Origin of the sequence: Amycolatopsis methanolica 239 (genome assembly GCF_000739085.1) — a bacterium.
Classification (GTDB): domain Bacteria; phylum Actinomycetota; class Actinomycetes; order Mycobacteriales; family Pseudonocardiaceae; genus Amycolatopsis_E; species Amycolatopsis_E methanolica.
On sequence record NZ_CP009110.1, the window covers coordinates 6,589,396 to 6,612,885 of the forward strand.

Below are 23,490 nucleotides of genomic sequence, written 5' to 3' on the forward strand. Positions count from 1 at the left end.
CGGGTTCAGGACCCCTTGACCTGCGAGCCCTTGTAGTCGTTGGTGACGATCACGATGACGCCCGGGCTCGCGCCCTGGATGCCCTCGAACCGCGGCTCGACCTTCATGCCGAACGCGGTGGCCAGCGAGCGCGCCGCGGTTTCCTCGTCCGTGCCCGGCGTGAAGTACGCCGTGGTGGTCGGGATGATGCCCTTCGGGTAGTTGCCGACCTCGACGACGTTCCAGCCGTTCGCGCGCAGCTCGTCGGCGGCGCGGGCGGCCAGGCCGTGGATGGTGCTGTTGTTGTAGACCCGCACCGGCACCCACTTGGCGGCGGTCTGGTCGGCGGGCACCCCGCCGTCACCCGCGCCGGGGGCTCCCGTCGCGCCGCCCGGCTGGGTCGCCGTGCCACCGGGCGCGCCCGGCGTCGCGGTGTCCGTCGGCTGCCCAGGCGGTGGCGTCTCGGACGCCGGCGGGACCGGGCTCGACGGGGCCGGCTCCGTCGGGCTCGCGCCCGTGGTCTCGGTCGGCGCGGTCGTGCCCTCCGTGGCCGTCGGGCTCGGCGCCGCGGTCTGGCCGTTGTCCCCGTCGCCGTTCAGCGCGGTGATGCCACCGATCACGACCGCCACGAGAGCGACCCCGATCAGCACCACACCGGCCAGGCGCAGCGGGCGGGACAGGCCCTGCAGAAAGTTCATAGCGCCTCGATCCCCAGTCGCCGGGCGACCCGCTTGCGCTGCCGCGCGGTGCGCATCTTGCGCAGCCGCTTCACCAGCATCGGGTCGGCGCGCATCGCTTCCTCTTTGTCGAGGAGCTGGTTGAGCAGCTGGTAGTACCGGGTGGGCGAGAGGCCGAACTCTTCGCGGACGGCCTGTTCCTTGGCCCCCGCGTAGCGCCACCACTGGCGTTCGAACGCCAGCACCTTGAGCTCACGGGGCGTGAGCCCGCCCTCGTCGCCGGTGGGCTCGGGCGACGGCCGGTCGCCTCCGGCCATCGACTCCGCGGCGTCCATCTGACTCCTCAAATCGCAAACCACACGGTTGTGATCCCGCGGGCGTCATTCAACCACGGGTCGAGGGTCCGGTTGTGGGATCACGGCCCGGCGCGTCACGGCTCGTCCGCTGGGTACGATCGCGGATTGTGACCATCCACCCGATCCGGATCGCCGGCGACCCGGTGCTGCACAACCCCACCCGCGAGGTGGAGAAGTTCGACGACGAGCTGCGCACCCTCACCGACGACATGTTCGAGACCATGTACGCCGCCGAAGGGGTGGGGCTGGCGGCCAACCAGATCGGCGTCGACCTGCGCGTCTTCGTCTACGACTGCCCCGACGACCAGGGTGTGCGGCACAAGGGCCTGGTGGTCAACCCGAAGCTGGAGACCTCCGAGATCCCGGAGACCATGCCCGATCCCGACGACGACTGGGAGGGCTGCCTGTCCGCGCCCGGCGAGTCGTACCCGACGGGGCGGGCGAGCTGGGCCAAGGTCACCGGCTTCGACCTGGACGGCAACCCGATCGAGGTCGAGGGCACCGGGTACTTCGCGCGCTGCCTGCAGCACGAGACCGACCACCTGGACGGCTACATCTACCTGGACCGCCTGGTCGGCCGCCACGCGCGCGACGCGAAGCGCATGCTCAAGCGCAACAAGTGGGGCGTGCCCGGCCTGTCCTGGCTGCCCGGCTCGGAGTGAGCTTTCGCCCTTGGTGAACCGGGCGGTCGTCTCCCGTCTGCGAGCGCACACTGGTTACTGATGTAAGTGTGTAATCGCGGGGTGGTGGTCGCGTGGATGACTTCGACGCCCTCGACGCCTATTCACGCTCGGTGAGCACGGTGGCCGCCGAGGTGACGCCGCACGTGGCGAGCGTGCGGCTGCCCAGGGGCAGCGGTTCGGCGGTCGTGTTCGCCGACGACGGGCACCTGGTGACGAACGCGCACGTGGTCGGCGGTGGCACGCACGGCACGGCGACGTACTCGGACGGCACCGAGGCGCGGTTCACGGTGGTCGGCGCGGATCCGTTGTCGGACCTGGCCGTGCTGCGCGCGTCGGAGGCGCCGAGCGCGGCCCGGATGGGCGACGCGGACAAGCTGGTCGTCGGGCAGCTCGTGGTGGCGATCGGCAGCCCGCTCGGGCTCGCCGGTTCGGTGACCGCGGGCGTGGTCAGCGCGCTGGGCCGGTCGCTGCCGGTGCAGACCCGCAGCGCCGGGCGGGTGATCGAGAACGTGATCCAGACCGACGCTGCCCTGAACCCGGGCAACTCGGGCGGCGCGCTGGCGGATTCGGCAGGGCGGGTGGTGGGGGTCAACACGGCGGTCGCCGGGTTCGGCCTCGGTCTCGCGGTGCCGATCAACGAGACCACCCGGCGGATCATCGACACGCTGCTGGTGGAGGGCCGGGTGCGGCGGGCGTACCTCGGGGTGGTCGGGGTGCCGGCGCCGTTGCCGGACGAGGTCGCCGAGCACACCGGGCAGCACGCCGGGCTGCGGATCGTGGAGGTGGTGCGCGGCGGGCCGGCCGAACGGGCGGGGCTGCGGCCGGGCGACCTGGTGCTGACCGTGGGGCGGTCGCGGATCACGGACGCGCAGGACATCCAGCGGCAGCTGTTCGCCGAGGTGATCGGCACGCGGCTGGCCATCACGGTGCTGAGGAACGGCGCGATGGTCGACGTGTTCGCGACGCCGAGCGAACTGGTGAGCTAGAAGGCCGCGGTGGCGAGCACGAGGTCGAACGGCGCGGGGAGGCGGATCTCCTCGCCGAACGAGACCTGCTCCGAGCGGCGGTAGTGCCCGTCGACGGGATCCGAGAACAGGGTGACCGACGGTTTCGGCTCCGCGTACCGGTCGATCAGGAGGTAGAGGGGCACCGGCGCTTGCACGTAGGCCCAGAGCTTCTCGACGCGATCCGTGCGGGCGTTGCCCCGGGAGACGATCTCCACCACCAGTTCCGCGGCCTCCGCCGGAACGGGCACGTTGTCCGGGCGCGACAGCAGTTCGTGGCGTGGAACCACCACCAGGCCGGGCACGTAGAGCCGGCTCGCGCTCCGAATGGAGACGCCGAGCTTCTGGAGGATGGCCCGATCCTCGGGAACCGCTCGCGCCAAGGCGCGATGGACCGACGCAGCGATCCTGCTGTGCCCGTTGCCGACGGGCGGCGTCAACCGCGCCCTTTCCCGGTGATCTCCGCCCGCCACCCCTCGGGCACGTCGCGGTTCTGCCACTCGCGAAGCCGGGTTTCCCAGTTTGCCCACGCACCGCAGCCTAGAACGGCGTTTCCCGTGGTCAACCGCGGTCCGGCACGTCAGTCCGCGGTCCTCAGGCGAGCTTCAGCAGCAGCTCGCTCAGCTCCGCGGGCATCGTGATCATGCAGTCGTGGCCCGTGGGCAGTTCCCAGACCTCCGCGGGCGTTCCGTTGGGCTGCACGGCGGGCACGGCGCGGCGCGAGAAGCCCTCCGGCTTGACGGCGCAGTGGATGTGCGTCCGCGGGATCGACCGCGTCGCCGGGTTGTCGAGTCGCACCGGTTGCTGCAGGCAGCGCACCGGCTGGTCGGACAGCATCGTGCGCAGCCAGGCGATGTCGTCGGTGACGCCGAACAGGCCGGCCGGCGGCGGCTCGGGCACCGGCGGGACGCCCCAGCCGCTTTCGGACGTCAGCGCGAGGTCGATCAGCGCCTGGGTGACGGACAGGACGTCCGCCGCGGATTCGCCGTCCTCGGGGACCATCGCGTCCAGGTACACCAGGCGCGCGATCCGGTCCGGCCGCTCGTTCGCCACCGACGAGATCACCAACCCGGCGTAGCTGTGCCCGACGAGCACCACGTCGGCGAGGTCCTCCTCGCGGATCAGCCCGGCGACGTCCGCCACGTGTGTGTCGAGGCCGACCTCGGGGCCGGCCAGGTGCGCCTTGTCGCCGTCGCCGGTCAGCGTCGGCGCGAGCACGCGGTGCCCGGCCGCCTCCAGCAACGGCGTCACCCGCGTCCAGCACTCCCCGGTGTGCCACGCGCCGTGCACCAGCAGGTAGGTCGTCATCGATCGCTCCGATCAGAAGCGGGACACTGTCCCGGTTAACATACGGGACCGTGTCCCGCTTCCACCGGGTGGGAGAATGGGCCGCGTGGACGACAGCGCACCCAAGCGGGCCGACGCGCGGCGCAACCAGAAAGCCCTGCTCGACGCGGCGGCCGCGGTCTTCGTCGCGTCCGGCGTGGAGGCGCCGATCCGCGACATCGCGGCCAAGGCGGGCGTCGGCACCGCCACGATCTACCGCCACTTCCCCACGAGGGCGGACCTGATCATCGCCGTCTACCGGCACCAGGTGGAGGCGCTCGCCGAGGCCGGACCGGCGCTGCTCGCCGCCAGCGCGACCCCGTACGCCGCCCTCGCCCAGTGGCTCGACCAGTTCGTCGACTTCGTGATCACCAAGCAGGGCCTGCCCGCGGTGTTGCAGTCCGACGCCCCCTGCTACGACCCCCTGCACTCCTACTTCCTGGAGCGGCTCGTCCCGGTCTGCACACAGCTGCTCGAAGCCGCGTCGGCCGAGATCCGCGGCGGCCTCGACGCGTACGAGCTGATGCGCGGCATCGGCGGCCTCTGCGCGGGCGCGAGCAGCAAGCACCCCTACGACGCGCGCCGCCTGGTCGGCCTCCTCGTCGCGGGGCTCCGTCGGCCGGACTGAAGACCTATCGCGTGGCGTGCGGCGCCGCGGTGGAGCGACGACACGGCCAGCCCGCCGAGCACGCCGGCCGCCCCCAGCAGCGACAGCGCGCCCAGCGCGAACACGCCGACCGTCGCCCCGGCCCGCGTGGAGGCGATCGCCGCGAAGAGGACCAGTGCCGCCGCCAGCACCGCGATGAGCACCCGCAGCGAAGCCCACGGCCACCGGTCCGCGAGCCGCCCACCGGCGAGGTTCCCGCACAGCGCGCCCGCGCCGAACACCATCAGCAGCACGACCACCCCGCCGGGCGGGAAGATCCGGCCGAGGATCGGCGACAGGTGGGTGTAGGCCACGAAGAACCCGGTCTCCGTCACCAGCGTCACCACACCAGCACCGGCCGCGTCACCAGCGCCCGCAGCTCCGGGCCCCAGCCGCGGCGGCTCCGCGGTCCGGGTGGCCGGCACCAGCAGCGCCACCGCCGCCATCGCGGCCAGCGCCACGACCGCCAGCAGCCAGAACGACGTCCGCCGCCCGTACGCCTCACCCACGAGGGTGCCCAGTGGCGCGCCGAGGACGGTCGCGAGGTTCAGCCCCGTCGACACGAACGCGATGGCTCACCCGCGCTTCGACGGGTGGACCATCGACGCGGCCAGCACGAGCGCGATCGCGAAGAACGTGCTGTGCGTCGGCGCGGTGACCACCCGCGCCGCCAGCAGCACGCCGAACCCGGTCGCGCTCGCCGCGAGCGCGTTGCCCGCCGCGAACAGCGCGACCAGCCCGAGCAGCGCCGCCTTGCGCGGCACCCTCAGAGTCGCGGCCGTCACGAGCGGGCCGCCGATGGTCACCGTCAGCGCGTACCCGGCCACGAGCAGGCCGGCCGAGGGCACCGGCACCCGCAGGTCGGCCGACAACGCGGGCAGCAGTCCGATCACGAGCGTCTCCGCCGTGACGACCACGAAGAGACAGGCGCCGAGCGCGATCAGCGCGGCCGTGGTTCGCATGACCGTCAACCTAGGGGCTGACATCGGTGTGAATCTCCAGCGCGGGTGAGCGGTCTCACCGTCGCGCTCTTGAGGTCTGCCGCGCGACGTGGCATGGTCGGACGGACAACCGAACACGCGGGAGCTCGCGCCTTGGCGGGCTGAGAGGGCGGCTGGTGTCCGTTGGGACCCGGCGCCGCCGACCGCTGAACCTGACCGGGTAATGCCGGCGTAGGGAGTATTTCTAGTGACGACGCTGGAAAACGGCAAGAACGTCGCGCCGACCGTGACCACCGGGCCGATCACCGGATCCCGGAAGGTCTACCACCACACCGAAAACGGGCTGAAGGTCCCGGCCCGCCGCATCGAGCTGACCAACGGCGACCACTTCGACGTCTACGACACCTCCGGCCCGTACACCGACCCGGACGTCGCGATCGACGTCCACAGTGGACTTGCGCCGCTGCGCGCCGAGTGGATCGCGAACCGGGAGCACAACACGCAGCTCGGCTTCGCCAAGGCCGGCGTGATCACCCGCGAGATGGAGTTCATCGCCGCGCGCGAGCGGGTCACGCCCGAGTTCGTGCGGGACGAGGTGGCCGCGGGTCGCGCGGTCATCCCGGTAAACCGCAACCACCCGGAGAGCGAGCCCGCGATCATCGGGAAGAACTTCCTGGTGAAGGTCAACGCGAACATGGGCAACTCGGCCGTGTGGTCGTCGGTCGAGGAGGAGGTCGACAAGATGGTGTGGGCGACCCGCTGGGGCGCCGACACGATCATGGACCTGTCCACCGGCAAGCGCATCCACGAAACCCGCGAGTGGATCATGCGCAACTCCCCGGTCCCGGTCGGCACCGTGCCGATCTACCAGGCCCTGGAGAAGGTCGACGGCGATCCGGCCAAGCTGTCCTGGGAGGTCTACCGGGACACCGTGATCGAGCAGTGCGAGCAGGGCGTGGACTACATGACCGTGCACGCAGGCGTGCTGCTGCGCTACATCCCGCTGACCGCGAACCGGGTCACCGGCATCGTCTCCCGCGGCGGCTCGATCATGGCGGCGTGGTGCCTGGCTCACCACAAGGAGTCGTTCCTCTACACGCACTTCGAGGAACTCTGCGAGATCCTGCGCGCCTACGACGTGACGTTCTCGCTCGGTGACGGCCTTCGCCCCGGCTCGATCGCGGACGCCAACGACCGCGCCCAGTTCGCGGAGCTGGAGACGCTCGGCGAGCTCACCCACATCGCGCGCGCCCATGACGTCCAGGTGATGATCGAGGGTCCCGGCCACGTGCCGATGCACAAGATCAAGGAGAACGTGGAGCTGGAGGAACGGCTCTGCGGCGAGGCTCCGTTCTACACCCTCGGTCCACTCACGACGGACATCGCGCCGGCCTACGACCACATCACCTCCGCCATCGGCGCGGCGCAGATCGGCTGGTACGGCACGGCGATGCTGTGCTACGTCACGCCGAAGGAGCACCTCGGCCTGCCCAACCGGGACGACGTGAAGGCCGGCGTGATCGCCTACAAGATCGCCGCGCACGCCGCGGACCTCGCCAAGGGCCACCAGTACGCCCAGGACTGGGACGACGAACTGTCCAAGGCCCGCTTCGAGTTCCGGTGGACCGACCAGTTCAACCTCTCGCTCGACCCGGACACCGCGCGCTCGTTCCACGACGAGACGCTGCCCGCCGAGCCCGCCAAGACGGCGCACTTCTGCTCGATGTGCGGGCCGAAGTTCTGCTCCATGCGGATCACGCAGGACGTCCGCAAGTACGCCGAGGAGCACGGGCTGTCCACTGTGGATGCCATCGAGGCTGGGATGCAGGAGAAGTCGGCCGAGTTCGCCGAGAACGGCAAGCAGGTCTACCTCCCGGTGGTCCAGCCGTAATGAGCGTCACCCCGAAGACCGCGCTGACCATCGCGGGGAGCGATTCCGGCGGTGGGGCGGGGATCCAGGCCGACCTGCGGGCGTTCTTCGCCTGCGGGGTGCACGGGATGACCGCGATCACCGCAGTCACCGTGCAGAACTCCGTCGGCGTGCAGGGCTTCACCGAGATCCCGCCGGACGTCGTGTCGGCGCAGATCAAGGCGGTGGCCGGAGACATGGGCGTGGACGCGGCCAAGACCGGCATGCTGGCGACGGCGGAGATCATCACCGCCGTCGCCAAGACGCTCGACGAGGTCCACATCGGACGCAACGCGGACGTGCCGTTCGTGGTGGACCCGGTGGCGGCATCCATGCACGGGGACGCCCTGCTGCGTGAGGAGGCGCTGGAGGCCATCCGCACGGAGCTGTTCCCGCGCGCGACCCTGGTGACCCCGAACCTGGACGAGGTCCGGCTGCTCACCGGCGTCGAGGTCACCGACAGAGCCAGCCAGCGCGACGCGGCGCGGGCGCTGCTTGCCCTGGGCCCGATGTGGGTGCTGGTCAAGGGCGGGCACCTCTACGACGACCCGGAGTGCGTGGACCTGCTGTCCGACGGCGTGCAGGTCATCGAGCTGTCCGCACGGCGGATCGACACGCCGCACACGCACGGCGGCGGGGACACGCTGGCCTCGTCGATCACCGCGTTCCTCGCCAAGGGGCTCGGGGTGCCGGACGCGGTGGACGAGGGCAAGCGGTTCATCGAGCGGTGCGTGGCCGAGGCGTACCCGCTCGGCGAGGGTGTCGGGCCGGTGTCCCCGTTCTGGCGGCTCGCTTGATCGGCGGGTTTGCGACACTGGGGGCATGAGCCAGAACGCGAGTCCGCCCGCCGCCCTGACCATCGCCGGATCCGACTCCGGTGGTGCCGCGGGGTTGCAGGCGGACCTGCGCACGTTCCTGACCTGCGGGGTGCACGGCCTGGTCGCGGTCACGGCGGTGACCGTGCAGAACACGCTTGGCGTGCACGACCGCTCCGACATCCCGGCGCGGATCGTGGCCGGGCAGATCGAGGCGGTCGCCGCGGACATGGGGATGCAGGCCGCGAAGACCGGGATGCTGGCCTCCGCGGAGATCATTGAGGCGGTCGCGGAGGCGTGTGACCGGGCGGAGATCGGGCGGGACTCGAAGGTGCCGTTCGTGGTCGACCCGGTGGCTGCGTCGATGCACGGGCACCCGCTGTTCGACGCGGCCGGGCTGGCCGCGCTGCGGGATCTGCTGCTGCCGCGGGCCGCGGTGATCACGCCGAACCTGGACGAGGTGCGCCTGCTGACCGGGATCGAGGTGACCGACCGCGCGGGCATGCACGACGCGGCGGTGGCGCTGAAGGAGCTCGGACCGAAGTACGTGCTGGTGAAGAGCGGGCACCTGACCAGTGACCCGGAGTGCGTGGACCTGCTCTACGACGGCCGCACGTTCGTCGAACTGCCCGGGCCGCGCTTCTCCACGCCGCACACGCACGGCGCGGGAGACGCGATGGCGTCGGCGCTGACCGCGGGCCTGGCGCGGGGCATGTCGATGCCGGAGGCCGCGCGGTTCGGGAAGTGGTTCGTCAGCAACGCGGTCGCGAACTCCTACCCGATGGGCGCGAAGGTCGGCCCGGTATCCGCCTTCTGGCGGCTCGCACCAGAAACCCGCTAGCCCGGGCCGGGCCGGGCCGCACCCGGCACGGCCCGCGAGTCCCACCCTCCCGAGCGCGAGTCCCACGCTCCGGGCGGCAAATTCAGCGCGCCCGGGCGTGAGCGGCGCTTCCCAGCCACCGCGAACCCAGGGCGCGGTCAGCTCTCGTCGCCGGCCAGCAGTGCTTCCAGCGCCGGCAGCGCCTGCCCGAGTGCGGCCTGGTGCTCCGGCGACAGGCGGTCGATCCGCTTCTGCAGCTCGTGCACGCGCGTCGACCGCAGGCCGAGCAGCATCCGCTCGCCCTGCGGGGTGGCCGTCGCCAGCCAGGCGCGCCGGTCGATGGGATCGGGCTCGCGGCTCGCCCAGCCCGCGTCGACCAGCGAGGCGACTATCCGCGACATCGTCGCGGCCGCCACGCCCTCCTTCGCCGCCAGGTCGCCGAGCCGCATCGGCCCGAAGGCGACCAGCGTCGACAGCGCGGAAATGGAGCCGTGGCCGGGCCCGGGTGTGCCTGCCTGCCGCAGGGACCGGGACAGCCGGCCGACGGCGAGGAACAACCGCCCAGCGACATCCTCGGTTGACTCAACCACTCTCGAGCTCCTTCGCCTCGCCGACCGCCCGGGTGCGGTAAACCATACGTGCTCGCCGCGGCAAACCGAGGTGAAGCCGGGTTTTTCAGCGCGGCGGGCTGGACGCGTGCGCCCAGAACCGCTGCGGGATCCGGCCCGCCTGCCGCGCCAGCCGTCCGGCGACCACCGCCGAGCGCATCGCGTACGCCATCCGTTCGGGGTCCTGCGCCCTGGTCACCGCCGTGGACAGCAGCACCGCGTCGCACCCCAGCTCCATCGCCAGCGCCGCGTCGGAGGCCGTGCCAATGCCCGCGTCGAGGATGATCGGCACGCCGGCGCGGGCCACGATCAGCTCGATGTTGTGCGGGTTGCGGATGCCCAGCCCGGTGCCGATCGGCGCGCCCAGCGGCATCACCGCGGCACAGCCGGCCTCCTCCAGCCGCAGCGCGAGCACCGGGTCGTCGTTCGTGTAGGCGAACACGGTGAAGTCGTCGGCGACGAGCTGCTCCGCCGCGTCGAGCGTTTCGACCGGGTCCGGCAGCAGCGTCCGGTCGTCGGCGTGCACCTCGAGCTTGATCAGGTCGGTCTCCAGCGCCTCGCGGGCCAGACGCGCGGTCAGCACGGCCTCCGCGGCGCTGCGGCAGCCCGCGGTGTTCGGCAGGAGCCGGATGCCGAGGCGGCGCAGCAGGTCCAGCACGCCGGAGCCGCCCTCGGCGTCCGCGCGGCGCAGCGCGACCGTCGTCAGCTCGGTGCCGGACGCGACGAGCGCCCGTTCCAGCACCGACAGGTTCGCCGCGCCGCCGGTTCCGATGATCAGCCGCGAACCGAGCTTGTGCTCGCCGATCACGAGCTGGTCGCCGTCGAACATGACCTCACCCACCTTGCACCGCCGTCAGGATCTCCAGCCGCGCGCCCGCGGGGACGGCCCTGGCCGCCCACTCGCCGCGCCGCACGACCTCGCCGTTCATGGCGACCGCGACGCCGCGCTCCGGCGCGTCGACCGCCTTCAGCACGTCGGTCACCGTCGCGTCGTCGGGGACCTCCCGCCACTGCCCGTTGACCTGCACTTCCATCAGACCCCTCCTGTTCCGAGCCGGGCCGGGTCCGCCGCGAGCGCCTCCTCGGGCGTTTTCTCCCCAGCCAGCCAAGCCACGACGGCGTCGGCGGTGACCGGCGCCATGAGCAGACCGTTGCGGTGGTGACCGGTCGCGGCGAGGACGCCGTCGCCGAGGTCACCGATGAACGGGAGCGTGTCGGTGCTGGCCGCGCGCAGCCCGGCGGCGGTCTCGACCAGCTCGTACTCGTCGATGCTGGGGAAGATCCGCTCGGCGCCTTCGAGCAGCTCGCGCACGCCGCGGGCGCTGACAGTGTCGTCGAAACCGGCCTCGTACTGCGTCGCGCCGAGGACCAGCTCGCCGCCTTCGCGCGGCACGAGGTACACCGGTCGCCCCTCGACGACGGCGCGCACCGTGCGCGTGGGCGGCGGCAGGCTCGTGCGCCGCGCGCGCAAGCGGAGGATCTCACCCTTGAGCGGGCGGACACCTCGCGCGAGCACCGGGTGCAACCGGGCGCTGTGCGCGCCGGCGGCGATGACCACGACGTCGCACGGGACCTCGCGGTGGGCCGTGCGGACGCGGCCGGGTTCGACAGCCGTCGCCTCGTCGCCGGTGAACTCCGCGCCGTGCCGGAGCGCGGCGGCTTCGAGCGCGCGGAGCAGCTTGCGGTTGTCGACCGCCAGGTCGCCGGGCACAAGCAGGCCGCCGCGCACCGCGCCCAGCCCGGGTTCGAGCGCGCGCAGCCTGCGGCCGGTGACCTGTTCGACCTCGCGGCCGACCGACCGCAGGTAGCCGGCGACGATGTCCAGCTGGTCGGCGTCGGCCCGGTCCAGTGCCACGACAACCGTGCCTGCCCGGGACAGCCCGGGGTCGCCGCCGTCCGCGGCAAGCGCTTGCGCGAACGCCGGCCAGCGCCTCAGGGACTCCTCGCCGAGCGCGAGGGACTCCTCTTCGCCGGGCCAGGCCTCGGTGACCGGGGCCAGCATGCCACCGGCGACCCAGGACGCGCCACGGCCGGGCGCGGGATCGACGACGGTGACGCGGTGCCCGGCCGCCGCGGCGCGCCACGCCACGGACAGGCCGATGACCCCGCCGCCGACGACGGCCACGTGCTGGTTGCTCATGAGAATCACGCTCCCTGCGCCGGCATGATCCGGATCAGGTTCCACGGTCGGAGCGCTGACAGCTCCCTCTCAGCCCGTGGCTCGGGCTCCCGTGCGGACACCTCCACCCTAACGTGCGAGATAGGGTTCAGGCCATGCCAGGGCTCAGTGGTGACGAGATCAGGAAACGCCTCGACGCGGCGCGGCTCTACCTGTGCACCGGGGACCGGCCGGATCTGGCCGAGTTCGCGGACGCCGCGCTGGCCGGTGGCGTGGACATCATCCAGCTGCGGGACAAGCGGGACGGGGCGCCGCTGGAGGCCCGTCAGGAGCTGGCCGCGCTGGAGATCCTGGCGGAGGCGTGCGCGCGGCACGGGGCGCTGCTGGCTGTGAACGACCGGGCGGACATCGCGGCGGCCGTCGACGCCGACGTGCTGCACCTGGGGCAGGACGACCTGCCGGTGCCGCTGGCGCGGCGGGTGATCGGCGACGAGCCGGTGATCGGCCGCTCGACGCACGACCGTCCACAGGCCGAGGCCGCGGCTGTGGAAGAAGGTGTGGACTACTTCTGCACCGGCCCCTGCTGGCCGACGCCGACGAAGCCCGGCCGGCCGGCGCCGGGCCTGGACCTGGTGCGCTCGACCGCGGCGCTCGGCACCGCGCGCCCGTGGTTCGCCATCGGCGGCATCGACGCGGAACGGCTGCCGGAGGTGCTGGCGGCGGGCGCGTCGCGGATCGTGGTGGTGCGGGCGATCACCGAGGCCGAGGACCCGGCCGCGGCTGCCCGAGCGCTGCGGGCAGAGCTGGGCTGAGGCGGGCTCTCGGGCCGGACGCGGTAGAGCCGCCAGCAGTCGCGCCGAGGCCGGGCAGGCATCAACGCGACCGGTTGCCCGAGGCGCCGGGCGCGTCACCGATCTGGTAGCCATCACCGAGGCCGAAGACCCGGCCGCGACCGCCCGAGCACAGCTCGACCGAGCCGGACCCGCTGGCCCAGACGCGGCAGAGCCACCAACAGCCCGCGCCGAAGCCGCTGCCCGGCGGCCGACATCACCGCGACCAGCTGCCGGAGGCGCCGGGCGCGGGCGCGTCACCGATCGTGGTCGTGCGGGCCATCACCGAGGCCGAGCCGTTGTGCGCTGCACGCGCGACCGGGACACGCCGGCGAGATCGGAGCGGGTGCCGGACAAAAAACAAGCCCTCCGCGAAAACTCGCGAAGGGCCTGTGGTCAGCTTCGGATCAAGGGCTGCTCGGCGCGGTCGTCGCCGTTTCGGATGCGGCGGACGGTGTCTCCTGGACGCTGGTGCTCGGCGTCGTCGTCACGGGGGACTCGGTCTGCTCGGCGCTGGACGACCTCGTCGGCGTGCTGCTCGTGCTCGCCGGCGCCCGCTCTTCCTCGCTCGTCGAGCTCTCGGTGACCGTCGTGACCTGCGTGGTCGTCGGCTCGGCACCACCGGAACCGCCGACCACCCGGCCCAGCGTCGTCCCGGTGCCGCCGGACACGGTGCTCCCGGTCGCGGCCTCGAAGCCGGTGATCGCCAGCATCCCGACCACGAACGCCACCACACTGGTCGCGACCGCGAGCGTCCACCGGCTCTTCCACCAGGGCTTCGCACCGGCGGGCGGGGCGGCCTCCTCCTCGACCGGCTGGTCCACCGGCTTCGGGATGAACACGGTCTTCTCGCCGCCCCCGGATCCGCCCTGCCCGGCGACTGGCATCCGGCGCGTCGTGCCGGACAGCGGTGGCGTGATCGGGTGCACGACCCTCGTCGGCATCTCGGTCAGCTGTGTGGCCGGTCTTCGCTGCGCCGCCCCGTTCTGCTGGTGCCTGACCAGCGGGTGCGTCGACCGCGGCGCGACCGCGGGCGGCACGACCTTCGTCTGCTGCCGGGTCTCCGCCACCGCCAGCAGCTCGGCCGTCTTGCGCGCCGCCGCCCGCGTGCTGCGCAGCGACCGCAGGTAGATCTCGCTACCCACGGTCGTCACGATGCTCGCGACACCGGCGCCGATGACCGTGCCCGCCACCCCCAGCGTGGAGCCCAGGAAAGCAGCCGTCACCGCGGCCAGCGCCGACGCCACCACCTGCGCCGGAGACAGCCCGGACTTCTTCTCGGCGCTCTCTTCCTTCTCCTCGGTCATGATCGCGGTGTGTCGCTCTCCCTCTCGTGTTAACCCCATCGTGTCCAACGTGTTTGTCGATTGAGATGCTCCCAGCGTTGCCGGATGGTGACGCAGGCCACCCTCAACGTCCACAATGGACACGACGGGCTTAACAATCCTTTGACAACGCAAGGGATCTTGGGGAGTTACGGGCGCCGCAGCGTGGTCACGAACTTGTACCGGTCGCCGCGGTAGATGGACCGCACGAATTCGACCGGTTTGCCGTCCGCGGCGAACGAATGCCGCGACAGCAGGAGCATCGGGGTGCCGACGTCGGCGCCCAGCAGGTCCGCCTCCTGCGGCCCGGCCAGCGCGGTCTCGATCGTCTCCTCCGCGCTGTCCATCTCCACGCCGTAGTGCTCCCGCAACACCGCGTACAGGGAACCGCCGGCCGACACGTGTTTGCGCAGGCCGCGGAACCGTCCGAGCGGCAGGTGCGTGGTCTCCAGCGCCATCGGCTCGCCGTCGGCCAGCCGGAGGCGGCGCATCCGCAGCACCTTCGCGCCGTTGCGGATGCCGAGCAGCTTCGCCAGCTCGGGCTCGGCCGTCAGCTCCTCGACCTCCAGCAGCTTCGACGACGGCTCGCGCCCCTTCGCCCGCATGTCCTCCGTGTAGGACGACAGCTGCAGCCGCTGCGCGAGCTTCGGCTCGGCGGCGAACGTGCCCTTGCCCTGCACCCGGTGCAGCCTGCCCTCGGCGGTCAGGTCCGCCAGGGCCTGCCGCACCGTGGTGCGGGAGACCGCGAACTCGGTGGCCAGCGAGCGTTCGGTGGGAATCGGCGAACCCGGCGGCATCGTCTCCAGCAGGTCGAGCAGATGCTGCTTCAACGCCCAGTACTTCGGTTCGCGCTGACCGCGCGTGGCTGACTCCAACATGACCGACTCCTCCTCGAACCGCGCCTCCGGCGCAGGATGAAACTACCCTTTCCGGATGGGAACGCACCCGGGGTAGCATTGGTCTAGACCTCCGAAGGGATTCAGCATGAGCAACCCCGGACAGCACATGGCCGCGGAAATCGCCGAACAGCCCGCCGTTCTGGGCGGTCTGGTGGCCCGCCGCAGGGAGATCGCCGACGTCGCCGCCGCCATCTCCCGGCGCCCGCCGCGGTTCGCCCTCCTGGCCGCGCGCGGCTCCAGCGACCACGCGGCGCTGTACGCGAAGTACCTCATCGAGGTCCTGCTCGGGCTGCCCGCCGGACTTGTCTCGCCCTCCACGGTGACCCTCTACGGCGCGCGTCCCGACCTGCGGGACGTGCTGCTGGTGTCGGTCAGCCAGAGCGGCGGCTCGCCCGACCTGCTCGAGTTCACCCAGATCGCCCGCAAGCAGGGCGCGCTGACCGTCGCGGTCACGAACACCCCGGCCTCGCCGCTGGGCGGCGCCGCCGAGCTGGCCGTCGACATCGGCGCCGGCAGGGAGACCGCGGTGGCCGCCACCAAGACGTACTCCGCGACGCTGCTCGCGTTGTACCTGCTCATCGACGCCGTCCGGGGCGGCGACTCGTCGGCCGCGGCCGAGATCGAACCGCTGGCGCGGCAGGCGCTGGAGGTCGACGTGCAGCGCGCCGTGGACCGGTACCGCTTCGTCGACCGGATCATCACCACCGGCCGCGGCTACTCCTACGCCACCGCGCTGGAGTCCGCGCTCAAGCTCGCCGAGACCAGCTACCTCGCCGCCCGCGCATACAGCGGCGCGGACCTGCTGCACGGACCGGTCGCGGCCGTCGACGAAGAGACCGCGGTGCTGGCGATCACCGGCGCCGGACGGGGCGGGGCCGCCCTGCGCGACGTGCTGGCCGCGGTCACCGAGCGCGGCGCCGACGTGCTGGCGCTCGGGTCGTCGGCGGGCGAGGCGCCCGCCGCGCTTCGCATCCCGGTACCGTCCGTGGCCGAAGAACTCGCGCCAGTGCTGGAGGTGCTGCCGGTGCAGCGGATCGCGCTCGGGCTGGCGCTGGCCCGCGGCTTCGACCCGGACCGCCCGCGCGGGCTGAACAAGGTGACCAGGACGCGATGAAGTTCGTCCTCGGGGTCGACGCGGGTGGCACGTCCACGCGTGCGCTGGCGGTGGCCGCGGACGGCACGGTGCTCGGCGCCGGGCGCGCGGGCGGCGCCAACCCGAACTCGCACCCGCCCGCGGAGGCGGCCGCCAACCTGGCGGCGGCGATCCGCGCGGCCACCGGGGTCCCCGGCCGGGCAAGCGCTTGCGTCATCGGCATGGCCGGCACCGCGAAGCTGACCGACCCCGCGGTCGCGGCCCTGTTCGAGCGAACCTGGAGCGACCTGGGACTCGACCGCGTGGTGGTGCTGACCGACGCCGAAGTCGCGTTCGCCGCCGCCACCGACGCGCCCGACGGGACCGTGCTGATCGCGGGCACCGGCTCGATCGCGGGCCGGATCCGCAAGCGCCGCATGGTCGCCACCGAGGGCGGCTACGGCTGGCTGCTCGGCGACGAGGGCTCCGGGTTCTGGCTCGGCCGGGAGGCCGTGCGCGCCACGCTGGCCGCGCTGGGCCGCGACGGCGACCTCGGCCCGCTGGCCACCGCGGTGCTGGCCGAGGCCGGGGTCGACGCGACCGACCGGAAGTACGCGTGGCGGCGGCTGATCACCGTCGCGAACGCCGAGCCGCCGGTCCGACTCGCCCGGTTCGCGCCGTTGGTCGCGGTCGACGACCCGGCCGCGGCGGACATCGTGGAGCGCGCCGCCGACCTGCTGGTCGCGACCGCGCTGGCGACCCGCGAGCCGGGCGAGGACACCCCGGTCGTGCTGGTCGGCAGCGTCCTCGGCGACGGCACCCGGGTCGGCGAGCGGGTGCGGGCGAAGCTGGCCGGGCTCGAGGTCCGCACCAGTTCGGACGGTGTGCTCGGCGCGGCCTGGCTGGCCGCCGTCGAGGCGTTCGGCGAAGCCGCGGCGCGCCGTCCGGGCTGACCGACCAAAGATCCGGGCGTTTTTCGTGCGCCGAGCACGAGGGCCGGGTCCGCCGCCTGGGCGTACGGTTTGGGCGGCCCCCGGACCTCCCCCTCGCCGGGGGCTTTTACTCGCGCCCGGAACCCGGCACGACGCGCAGCCCCGGGTGCTCCTTCGGCAGCGTCCGGTACAGCACCCAGCCGCTCACCGCGATCGTCAGCGCCTGCAGCGGCCAGGTCATGGCCGTGCGCGCGACACCCAGCGCGACCAGCTCGCCCGCCCACCACAGCGGCAGATAGACGACGACGCGCAGCACGTACTGCAGCGACCACACCAGACTCGCCCGCGAGTAGGCGCGTAGCAGGTCGGGATCCTTGCGCCAGCGGGTCTTCTGACCGAGCAGCAGCCCGACCACGACACCCAGGAGCGGCCACCGGACGACCACACTGGTCGCCCACAGCAACGCACTGGCCACGTTGGACAGCACCTGAATCAGGAAGAAGTCCTGCGCGCGACCGGTGTGCAGCGCGATCAAAGCGGCCACGATCACCGCGGCGAGGCTGACCACCACCGCCCGCGCCTTGTCGCCGCGGGTCAGGCGGAGCACGCCGACCACCACGGCGGTGGCGATCGCCGCGGCCGAGCCCCACGCGATCGACGAACCCGCGGCCAGCCAGCCGACCACGAACGCCAGCGGCGGCAGGCTCGCGTCGATCGCACCCTTGCGACCACCCAGGATGCTGCCCAGCGACTCCCTCTGCGGCGTGGCTTGTCCGGTCACTCCTACAGCGTGCCTCAAACCTGTCGGTGCGGGCAGCTACCATCGAGATCTTCGCCACACGATCCGGGCGAACGGCGGTAATGGAGAAGCTCAGGAGGCCGACAACGTACGAGACTGTGACCTCGCGCTGAACCGACGGTGGCGTAGGTCGGGATTACGGGTGCATCCTGCAGAGTTGTTCGAGGGGCGATCAACAGGTGCTGGCGAAAGGGGACGGCAGCGTGCGTGAGTACGACAGCTATGTCGCACTGGGTGACAGCTTCACCGAAGGTCTCAACGACTTCAACCCGGACGGGACCTTCCGCGGCTGGGCGGACCGGCTCGCCGAGATCCTTGCCGAGGGCCAGCCCGGTTTCCAGTACGCCAACCTGGCGCTGCGCGGGAAGATGCTCGCCGAGATCATCGAAGAGCAGGTTCCCGTCGCCCTCGAGCTCAAACCCGATCTGGTGACCCTGTGCGCGGGCGGCAACGACGTGATCGTGCCCGGCTCCGACGTGGACGAGATCGCGGCGCAGCTCGACGAGGTGATCGGCAAGCTGCGCGCGGCGGGCATCGACGTGCTCGTGTTCAACGGGCCGGACACCAAGCACCTGCCGTTGATGAGCGTGCTGCGCGGCAAGATCGGCATCTACAACGCGCACCTGTGGACCAGCGCGGTCCGGCACGGCGCCAAGATCGTCGACCTGTGGGCGATGGACCCGCTGCACGACCCGCGCGCCTGGAGCGACGACAGGCTGCACTTCACGGCCGAGGGCCACCGGCGGATCGCGTTGCGCGCGGCCGAAGTGCTGGGAGTGCCGACGTCGGAGGACTGGCGGGAGCCGTGGCCGGTCGTCGACGCGCGGGCGGACTGGATCACCAACCGCCGGTCGGACCTGGCGTGGACGAAGACGCACCTGCTGCCGTGGATCCGGCGGCAGCTGCGTGGCGAGTCGATGGGCGACGGGCTGTCGCCGAAGCGGCCGCAGCTGGCGCCGTTCACGGCGCGCCCGCCGGTGTCGGACGACCGCGCCCCGGCGAGCTGAGCGTCACACAGCTGTTGGTAGCTTTTCGGGCATGCCGCTGCCCCATTGGACCCCGGAGGGGGTTCTGCCGACTGGGCGGCTTCAGGCGGACGTGGCCGACATCTACGAACGTCTCGTCTTCGACGCGCCGCACCAGAACGCCCGCGAGATCCTGTTCAGCGCTCTGAACAGCTATCTCGGCGCGGTCGCACGGATCATCCCGAGCGGCCGCGCCTGGATCGGCGGGCAGTTCATCACACGCACCCCGGACGTGCCCAGCGGGCTCGACGTCGTGCTGATCCCGGACGACTGGGGCAGCCTCAAGCGCATGACGGGCCGGGTGCGGGACGCGCTGTACGGGCTGCTGACCCTGCGCGGGGTCATCGTCGGGCAGCCCGCGATGTACCTCGATCAGGTACAACCCGTCGGCGGTCTGCTCGACGGGTTCCTGTGTTTCCCCGGTGACGAGGAGACGTGGGCCAACACCTGGTCGTACGAAGGGCGCCGCGGGTTCCCCGAGGTGGTGTGGTGATGATGGACTTCCGCCGGATCGCCGACGAGATCCCGGGCGGCACGTGGCTGGACGACCTGGCGCGCGCGTCGGCGATGGCCGCGCACGCGAAGTTCGAGCGCACGTCCCGCTCGCCGTTGCTGCGCGTGTCGGTGCTCGGGTCGACGAACCTGGACGCCTACACGTTCTCCGACATCAGCCGGGCGCTGCAGGACGCGACGGCGAAGGTCGGGCACATCATCCGCAACCCGCAGGGCGAGATCACCTACGTCCAGCAGACCGACCGCGACAAGGCTCCGCTGATCCAGCGCGGGCAGGCGGGCAACACGATCTTCTTCGGCTTTCCCGAGCCTGCGCCGGACGACGCGTTGATCCACGACGGGATCGAGACGCTGTCCGAGCGCGCGGTCAAGGAGCTGTGCGACTTCCTGCCCGCGAACGGCTCCGACGACGGCGCGCTGGACGCGGTGCTGCTGCAACGGGACACGGTGCGCAACGCGGTGAGCGACATCGTCAGCGCGGTCGTCAAGAACACCGGCATCGGGCTGCAGCTGACGCCGACGGCCGGCGAGGACGTGACCCGCAGCATGACGACCGACCAGGCGAAGGTGCTGCACAACAGCCTGCGGGAGTCCCGGGAGGAGGTCGGCTACGAGACGGTGACCGGCCGGCTCGACGGCGTCCGCACGCGGCGCCGGATCTTCTACCTGGAGCGCGAGTCCGGCGGGACGATCCAGGGTGCGGTGGCGCCGGACCTGCTGGACCAGATCAAGGAGAACCTGGACCGCCCGGTGACGGCCCGGCTACGGGTGGTCCGCACGACGACGATCGACGGCCGTCGCGGCCGCCCGGTGCACGAGCTGCTGGAGATCACGCCGGAAGTGAATCTGTTCGACCAGTGAGTTGGTCGGTGCTGCCGGCTCGGCGCAGCTGGGGCCGGCGCCGCTTACTGCGGCGCGGCTCGGCACGGTCAGGCGCGGCTCGCTGGGCGCGGCTCGGCACGGTTCCGTCCGGCACGGCCTTAATGCGGTGCGGCCCGGCCTAGCACGACGCGGCTCGCTGCGGCACTGGGCGGCACGCTGCGGTGCGGCACGGCGCAGCACGGTGCGGCGCGGCTCCGCTGGCGTGGCCCCGGCGCGGCGCGGCTGACGCGGCGCGGTTCGGCCACCGCCCGGCGCGGCTGGCCCGGTCCCGCCGCGCTCAGCTCTCCATCGGGGGCCACCGTGCGGCGATGAACGGATCGTTCACCGCTTCCAGCCGTCCAGTGGAGCAACCCCCACGGCCAAACAGCGTAAACGCGAAGCGGCCGTCTGACGCTCCCCCCACTGCGCCAGACGGCCAAGCCGGACCATACGCCCTCCGCAAGATCCATCGCTAAGAATTCGCTAAGTGCGGGGGCACCTTCTACTCGAAAGCGTCAACCCTCGTCACCCGCGCACGCTGCTCAGCGTCCACCGGTAGCCCCAGCTGCGCCATCTCCGCGAGAACCTCCGCCGGCGGACGCGGGCTGACCCGCGAGTGCAGCTCCGCCGCCAACTCGACCTGCAGCCGCGCGCCCGCGAGGTCGCCGTCTCGGCGGGAGAGCCGTCCCAGCGTCAGCCGGCCGACCGCCTCCTGCAGCAGGAAACCCCGCAGCGACGCCAACTCGACCGCGGCGGACGCGTGCTTCCACGCCGCCCCGTCGTCGCCGAGGCCAAGGTACGACTCGGCCAGGTTGTTGAGCGACACCACCACATAGCTGTCGTCACCGAGGCGGCGGTCGATCTCCAGCGAGGACAGCTGGTGCGCGATTGCCTCCGCGTACCGGCCCCGCGCCTTCTCCGCCTCCGCGCAGTTCGCCAGCGCCTGGCCCCGCAGCTCGTCCGTGCCCGCCGCCGAGGCCGCCTTCGTCAGGCACTCCACCGCGTCGTCGTGACGACCACAGCTGTTCAACGCGCACCCCAGGTGGATCATCGCGCAGGTGCGGCTCCTCTCGTCCGCCGCGATCGCCAGCGCCGCGGACGCGTCCGCCAGCGAGTCGGCCCCCAGGTCGAACGTCAGGAACATCGCGCAGCGCGAGATCAGCATCCAGAACCGCGCCTCTGCGTCCCCGCACGCCTCGGCCGCCGCCAGCCCCAGCGCAACGAGCCGCTGCCACTCGTCCCACCGCGGGCGCACCACCCGGTACGTGTGCGCCACCCGCGCCAACCGCCACACCTCGTCGTGCAGACCAGCGGCCGCCGCGACCTCCAGCACGGCCAAGAGGTTCGGCCACTCAACCACGAACCACGCCAGCGCGTCGTCGAAGCCGGACAGCACGGGCACCGGCACCTCGACGGAAGAAAAGTCGAGCGGGTCCACGATCCGCAGCAACCGACGGCGCGCCAGGTCAGCCGCCGCCTGGTAGTACCGCACGGCCGGCCGCAGACTCGACGAACGAGCCAGTTCGCGCGCGTACAACCGCACCAGGTCGTGCCGCGTGAACACCTCCGGCGCGCTCTCGGTCAGCAGGTGGTGGGCCGCCAGCACCCGCAACCGGCGCCGCGCCTCGGCAACCGGCACCCCGCACAATGCCGCCGCCACGAACGGACCGACCGCGGGCCCGGGAAAGGCCCCGAGCGCCCGGAACATCGCTCCGGCCTCGGCGGGCAGCCCGCGCACCGACACGTCCAGCGCCGCCCGCACCCCGGCGTCGTCCACGTCCAGCGCGGCCAGCCGCGTCCGCTCGCTCGCCAGCTCGGCCACGAAGTCCGGCACCGTCCACGCCGGACCGGCCGCCAGCCGCGCGCCCGCGATCCGCAGCGCCAGCGGCAGATCCCCGCACAACCCCGCCACCTGCGAGTGGTACTCCCCGAACGCCCCGCTGGCGACGTCGGCGATGAGCCGCACCGAGTCCCGCCGCGCCAGCGGCTCCAGTGACCGCACCCGCGCTCCGTGCGAAACGGTCAGCCCGTCCAGCCGCGCCCGCGACGTCACCACCGCGGCCGAACCCGGCCCTGGAGGCAGCAACGGCCGCACCTGATCGGCCGACCGCGCGTCGTCGAGCACCACCAGCATCCGCCGGCCACCGGTCAGCGACCGGTACAACGCGAGCCGCTCTCCCTCCGGCTCCGGCACCTCGTCCGCGGGCACGCCAAGCCCGAGCAGGAACTGCGCCAGCACCTCCGTCACCGGCACCGGCGCCTCGAACCCGCGCAACGCGGCGTACAGGACCCCGTCCGGGAACCTCGGCACCGCGCCGTGCGCCCACGACACGACCAGCGCGCTCTTGCCGATCCCGGGCGGCCCGGTGATCACGCCGACCGGCGCCACCTCGTCCAGCCAGGCCAGGTCCGCCGACCGCCCGGCCAGCGGCACTGCGGGCGGCAGCTGCCGCGGCACCACCCGGCTCACGTCGATCGCCGACACAACCGGCGCCAAGTCGTCGTTCAACACGTGCGCGTGCAACGCCCGCAGGTCGGGCCCGAGGTCGAGGCCGAGCTCCTCCGACGCCGCCCGCGCCGCCTCCCGGTACACCTCGAGCGCGTCGGCCCGGCGCCCCGAGTGGTAGAGCGCCCGCATCAGCTGCCCGACGGTCCGCTCGCGCCGCGGCTCCGCCCGGACGATCGTGGTCAGCTCGGCGATCAGCTCTTCGTGCCGTCCGAGCGCGAGGTCGGCGTCGACCCGGGCGCCGTGCACCGCGATCCGCAGGTCCGCCAGTTCGGGCGCGCGCACCGACTCCGGCACCCCGCCCAGCTCCGGCCCCTGCCACAGCGCCCACGCCTCGCGCAGCAACGAGGCGCGTTCGACCAGCGGCGCGGCCTCGGCGCGCTCGAACAACGCCCGGGCGCGGTGGACGTCGACCAGCAGCGGGTCGACGGCCAGCCGGTATCCGGGCGCGGCCGTGTCGATCCGGGCCTCCGGCGTGCCGGCCGACCGCAGCACGCGCCGCAGCTGCGAGACGTTGCCGTGCACGATGGTTCGCGCCGTCGGCGGCGGGTCGTGGTTCCACAGCGCGTCTATCAGGTCGTCGAGCGCGACGATCCGGTTCGGCTGGAGCGCCAGCAGCGCGAGCAGCCCGCGCACACCCGGACCGCCGATCGGCACCGGCCGGTCACCGGCGCACAGCTGCACCGGGCCGAGCAACCGGATGCGCAAACCCTTGAGCACAGGCCCCTCCCCGAGCGCCGCGCCGGAGGAAAACGAGTACGGCCCCGCACCATCAGTCCCGATCTGATGGTGCGGGGCCGCACTCGGTGAAACAAGTGACGGGGCCGGGTGCGCCTCGCCATCGC

24 protein-coding genes, 1 pseudogene and 2 riboswitches are annotated in these 23,490 nt (G+C 72.4%); of the genes and pseudogenes, 12 read left to right on the forward strand and 13 right to left on the reverse strand.

The annotated features are described in order from the left end of the window. Nucleotides 1–5 precede the first annotated feature (5 nt). Together AMETH_RS32205 and AMETH_RS32210 are read right to left on the reverse strand one after the other, a co-directional pair. Nucleotides 6–677, reverse strand: coding sequence for a LytR C-terminal domain-containing protein (locus AMETH_RS32205; RefSeq protein ID WP_017985305.1), 672 nt, complete (start codon nucleotides 675–677; stop codon nucleotides 6–8). Continuing rightward, the gene (locus AMETH_RS32210) at nucleotides 674–991 is read right to left on the reverse strand and encodes a DUF3263 domain-containing protein (protein WP_017985306.1); all 318 of its coding nucleotides are present in this window, start codon (nucleotides 989–991) and stop codon (nucleotides 674–676) included. Before AMETH_RS32210 ends, AMETH_RS32205 begins: the two co-directional genes overlap by 4 nt. A 128-nt stretch (nucleotides 992–1,119) precedes the next feature. Between AMETH_RS32210 and AMETH_RS32215 the strand changes: the two genes are divergently transcribed. After that, nucleotides 1,120–1,674 carry a peptide deformylase gene (locus tag AMETH_RS32215; RefSeq protein ID WP_017985307.1) on the forward strand — a complete coding sequence of 185 codons (555 nt, stop codon included), beginning with the start codon at nucleotides 1,120–1,122 and terminating at the stop codon, nucleotides 1,672–1,674. A 92-nt stretch (nucleotides 1,675–1,766) separates the two neighbouring features. Continuing rightward, nucleotides 1,767–2,681 (forward strand): S1C family serine protease, encoded by a 915-nt coding sequence (locus AMETH_RS32220; RefSeq protein WP_017985308.1) that lies wholly within the window; start codon nucleotides 1,767–1,769, stop codon nucleotides 2,679–2,681. Here the strand turns inward: AMETH_RS32220 and AMETH_RS32225 are convergent. Together AMETH_RS32225 and AMETH_RS32230 are read right to left on the reverse strand one after the other, a co-directional pair. Continuing rightward, on the reverse strand, nucleotides 2,678–3,229 hold the full coding sequence (locus AMETH_RS32225; RefSeq protein ID WP_323806970.1) for a Uma2 family endonuclease: 552 nt from the start codon (nucleotides 3,227–3,229) through the stop codon (nucleotides 2,678–2,680). The genes AMETH_RS32220 and AMETH_RS32225 overlap by 4 nt on opposite strands. A 64-nt stretch (nucleotides 3,230–3,293) precedes the next feature. Then, entirely contained in the window at nucleotides 3,294–4,007 is a 714-nt protein-coding gene (locus AMETH_RS32230; protein WP_017985310.1) for an alpha/beta fold hydrolase, read from the reverse strand. A 76-nt stretch (nucleotides 4,008–4,083) separates the two neighbouring features. Between AMETH_RS32230 and AMETH_RS32235 the strand changes: the two genes are divergently transcribed. Beyond that, nucleotides 4,084–4,653, forward strand: coding sequence for a TetR/AcrR family transcriptional regulator (locus AMETH_RS32235; RefSeq protein ID WP_026153564.1), 570 nt, complete (start codon nucleotides 4,084–4,086; stop codon nucleotides 4,651–4,653). Here AMETH_RS32235 and AMETH_RS42280 read toward each other — a convergent pair. Next, nucleotides 4,596–5,657 (reverse strand): annotated as a pseudogene (locus AMETH_RS42280) (MFS transporter). The gene AMETH_RS32235 and the pseudogene AMETH_RS42280 overlap by 58 nt on opposite strands. Nucleotides 5,658–5,740: 83 nt before the next feature. Further along, nucleotides 5,741–5,867: riboswitch (TPP riboswitch) on the forward strand. On the opposite strand from AMETH_RS42280, the gene thiC reads away from it, so the two are divergent. From thiC to thiD (AMETH_RS32255), 3 genes are all read left to right on the forward strand, one after another. Further along, nucleotides 5,860–7,503, forward strand: a complete 1,644-nt coding sequence (gene thiC, locus AMETH_RS32245; protein WP_017985314.1) for a phosphomethylpyrimidine synthase ThiC — start codon at nucleotides 5,860–5,862, stop codon at nucleotides 7,501–7,503. Its footprint overlaps the riboswitch before it by 8 nt. Then, the gene (gene thiD / locus AMETH_RS32250) at nucleotides 7,503–8,318 is read left to right on the forward strand and encodes a bifunctional hydroxymethylpyrimidine kinase/phosphomethylpyrimidine kinase (RefSeq protein WP_017985315.1); all 816 of its coding nucleotides are present in this window, start codon (nucleotides 7,503–7,505) and stop codon (nucleotides 8,316–8,318) included. Before thiC ends, thiD (AMETH_RS32250) begins: the two co-directional genes overlap by 1 nt. A gap of 25 nt (nucleotides 8,319–8,343) precedes the next feature. Then, entirely contained in the window at nucleotides 8,344–9,177 is an 834-nt protein-coding gene (gene thiD, locus AMETH_RS32255; RefSeq protein ID WP_017985316.1) for a bifunctional hydroxymethylpyrimidine kinase/phosphomethylpyrimidine kinase, read from the forward strand. A 137-nt stretch (nucleotides 9,178–9,314) separates the two neighbouring features. On the opposite strand, the gene AMETH_RS32260 is transcribed toward thiD (AMETH_RS32255), so the two are convergent. The 4 genes from AMETH_RS32260 to thiO form a co-directional block, all read right to left on the reverse strand. Further along, on the reverse strand, nucleotides 9,315–9,746 hold the full coding sequence (locus tag AMETH_RS32260; RefSeq protein ID WP_026153566.1) for a MarR family winged helix-turn-helix transcriptional regulator: 432 nt from the start codon (nucleotides 9,744–9,746) through the stop codon (nucleotides 9,315–9,317). A gap of 85 nt (nucleotides 9,747–9,831) precedes the next feature. Then, nucleotides 9,832–10,593, reverse strand: a complete 762-nt coding sequence (gene thiG, locus AMETH_RS32265) for a thiazole synthase (RefSeq protein ID WP_051079566.1) — start codon at nucleotides 10,591–10,593, stop codon at nucleotides 9,832–9,834. A 4-nt stretch (nucleotides 10,594–10,597) separates the two neighbouring features. Beyond that, a complete protein-coding gene (gene thiS, locus AMETH_RS32270) occupies nucleotides 10,598–10,798 on the reverse strand; it encodes a sulfur carrier protein ThiS (RefSeq protein WP_017985319.1) in 201 nt (66 codons plus the stop codon). After that, nucleotides 10,798–11,904 (reverse strand): glycine oxidase ThiO, encoded by a 1,107-nt coding sequence (gene thiO / locus AMETH_RS32275; RefSeq protein ID WP_017985320.1) that lies wholly within the window; start codon nucleotides 11,902–11,904, stop codon nucleotides 10,798–10,800. The genes thiS and thiO overlap by 1 nt, the downstream gene beginning before the upstream one ends. Further along, nucleotides 11,899–12,007, reverse strand: a riboswitch (TPP riboswitch). (Overlaps the previous gene by 6 nt.) Before the next feature lie 31 nt (nucleotides 12,008–12,038). On the opposite strand from thiO, the gene thiE reads away from it, so the two are divergent. Continuing rightward, nucleotides 12,039–12,695: a thiamine phosphate synthase gene (gene thiE / locus AMETH_RS32280; protein WP_017985321.1), complete on the forward strand. Its 657-nt coding sequence runs from the start codon at nucleotides 12,039–12,041 to the stop codon at nucleotides 12,693–12,695. A gap of 425 nt (nucleotides 12,696–13,120) precedes the next feature. Here the strand turns inward: thiE and AMETH_RS32285 are convergent, their stop codons facing one another. Next, nucleotides 13,121–14,020, reverse strand: a complete 900-nt coding sequence (locus tag AMETH_RS32285) for a hypothetical protein (protein ID WP_017985322.1) — start codon at nucleotides 14,018–14,020, stop codon at nucleotides 13,121–13,123. 167 nt (nucleotides 14,021–14,187) lie between these two features. Continuing rightward, a complete protein-coding gene (locus tag AMETH_RS32290) occupies nucleotides 14,188–14,916 on the reverse strand; it encodes a GntR family transcriptional regulator (protein WP_017985323.1) in 729 nt (242 codons plus the stop codon). Between the two features lie 127 nt (nucleotides 14,917–15,043). On the opposite strand from AMETH_RS32290, the gene AMETH_RS32295 reads away from it, so the two are divergent. Further along, on the forward strand, nucleotides 15,044–16,051 hold the full coding sequence (locus AMETH_RS32295; RefSeq protein ID WP_017985324.1) for an SIS domain-containing protein: 1,008 nt from the start codon (nucleotides 15,044–15,046) through the stop codon (nucleotides 16,049–16,051). Further along, a complete protein-coding gene (locus tag AMETH_RS32300) occupies nucleotides 16,048–16,962 on the forward strand; it encodes an N-acetylglucosamine kinase (RefSeq protein ID WP_017985325.1) in 915 nt (304 codons plus the stop codon). The genes AMETH_RS32295 and AMETH_RS32300 overlap by 4 nt, the downstream gene beginning before the upstream one ends. A 106-nt stretch (nucleotides 16,963–17,068) precedes the next feature. Here the strand turns inward: AMETH_RS32300 and AMETH_RS32305 are convergent, their stop codons facing one another. After that, nucleotides 17,069–17,722: a DUF3159 domain-containing protein gene (locus AMETH_RS32305; RefSeq protein WP_017985326.1), complete on the reverse strand. Its 654-nt coding sequence runs from the start codon at nucleotides 17,720–17,722 to the stop codon at nucleotides 17,069–17,071. A 221-nt stretch (nucleotides 17,723–17,943) separates the two neighbouring features. Here AMETH_RS32305 and AMETH_RS32310 point away from each other — a divergent pair, with 221 nt between their 5' ends. From AMETH_RS32310 to AMETH_RS32320, 3 genes are read left to right on the forward strand one after another with little or no spacing between them, the layout of a single operon-like run. Continuing rightward, nucleotides 17,944–18,747: an SGNH/GDSL hydrolase family protein gene (locus tag AMETH_RS32310; protein ID WP_167345531.1), complete on the forward strand. Its 804-nt coding sequence runs from the start codon at nucleotides 17,944–17,946 to the stop codon at nucleotides 18,745–18,747. A gap of 31 nt (nucleotides 18,748–18,778) precedes the next feature. After that, on the forward strand, nucleotides 18,779–19,258 hold the full coding sequence (locus AMETH_RS32315) for a DUF6932 family protein (protein WP_026153568.1): 480 nt from the start codon (nucleotides 18,779–18,781) through the stop codon (nucleotides 19,256–19,258). Then, complete coding sequence (locus tag AMETH_RS32320; protein WP_038533652.1) at nucleotides 19,258–20,139, forward strand: hypothetical protein; 882 nt, start codon at nucleotides 19,258–19,260, stop codon at nucleotides 20,137–20,139. Before AMETH_RS32315 ends, AMETH_RS32320 begins: the two co-directional genes overlap by 1 nt. A 502-nt stretch (nucleotides 20,140–20,641) precedes the next feature. Here the strand turns inward: AMETH_RS32320 and AMETH_RS32325 are convergent. Beyond that, nucleotides 20,642–23,365 carry an AfsR/SARP family transcriptional regulator gene (locus AMETH_RS32325; protein ID WP_017985330.1) on the reverse strand — a complete coding sequence of 908 codons (2,724 nt, stop codon included), beginning with the start codon at nucleotides 23,363–23,365 and terminating at the stop codon, nucleotides 20,642–20,644. Nucleotides 23,366–23,490: the final 125 nt, after the last annotated feature.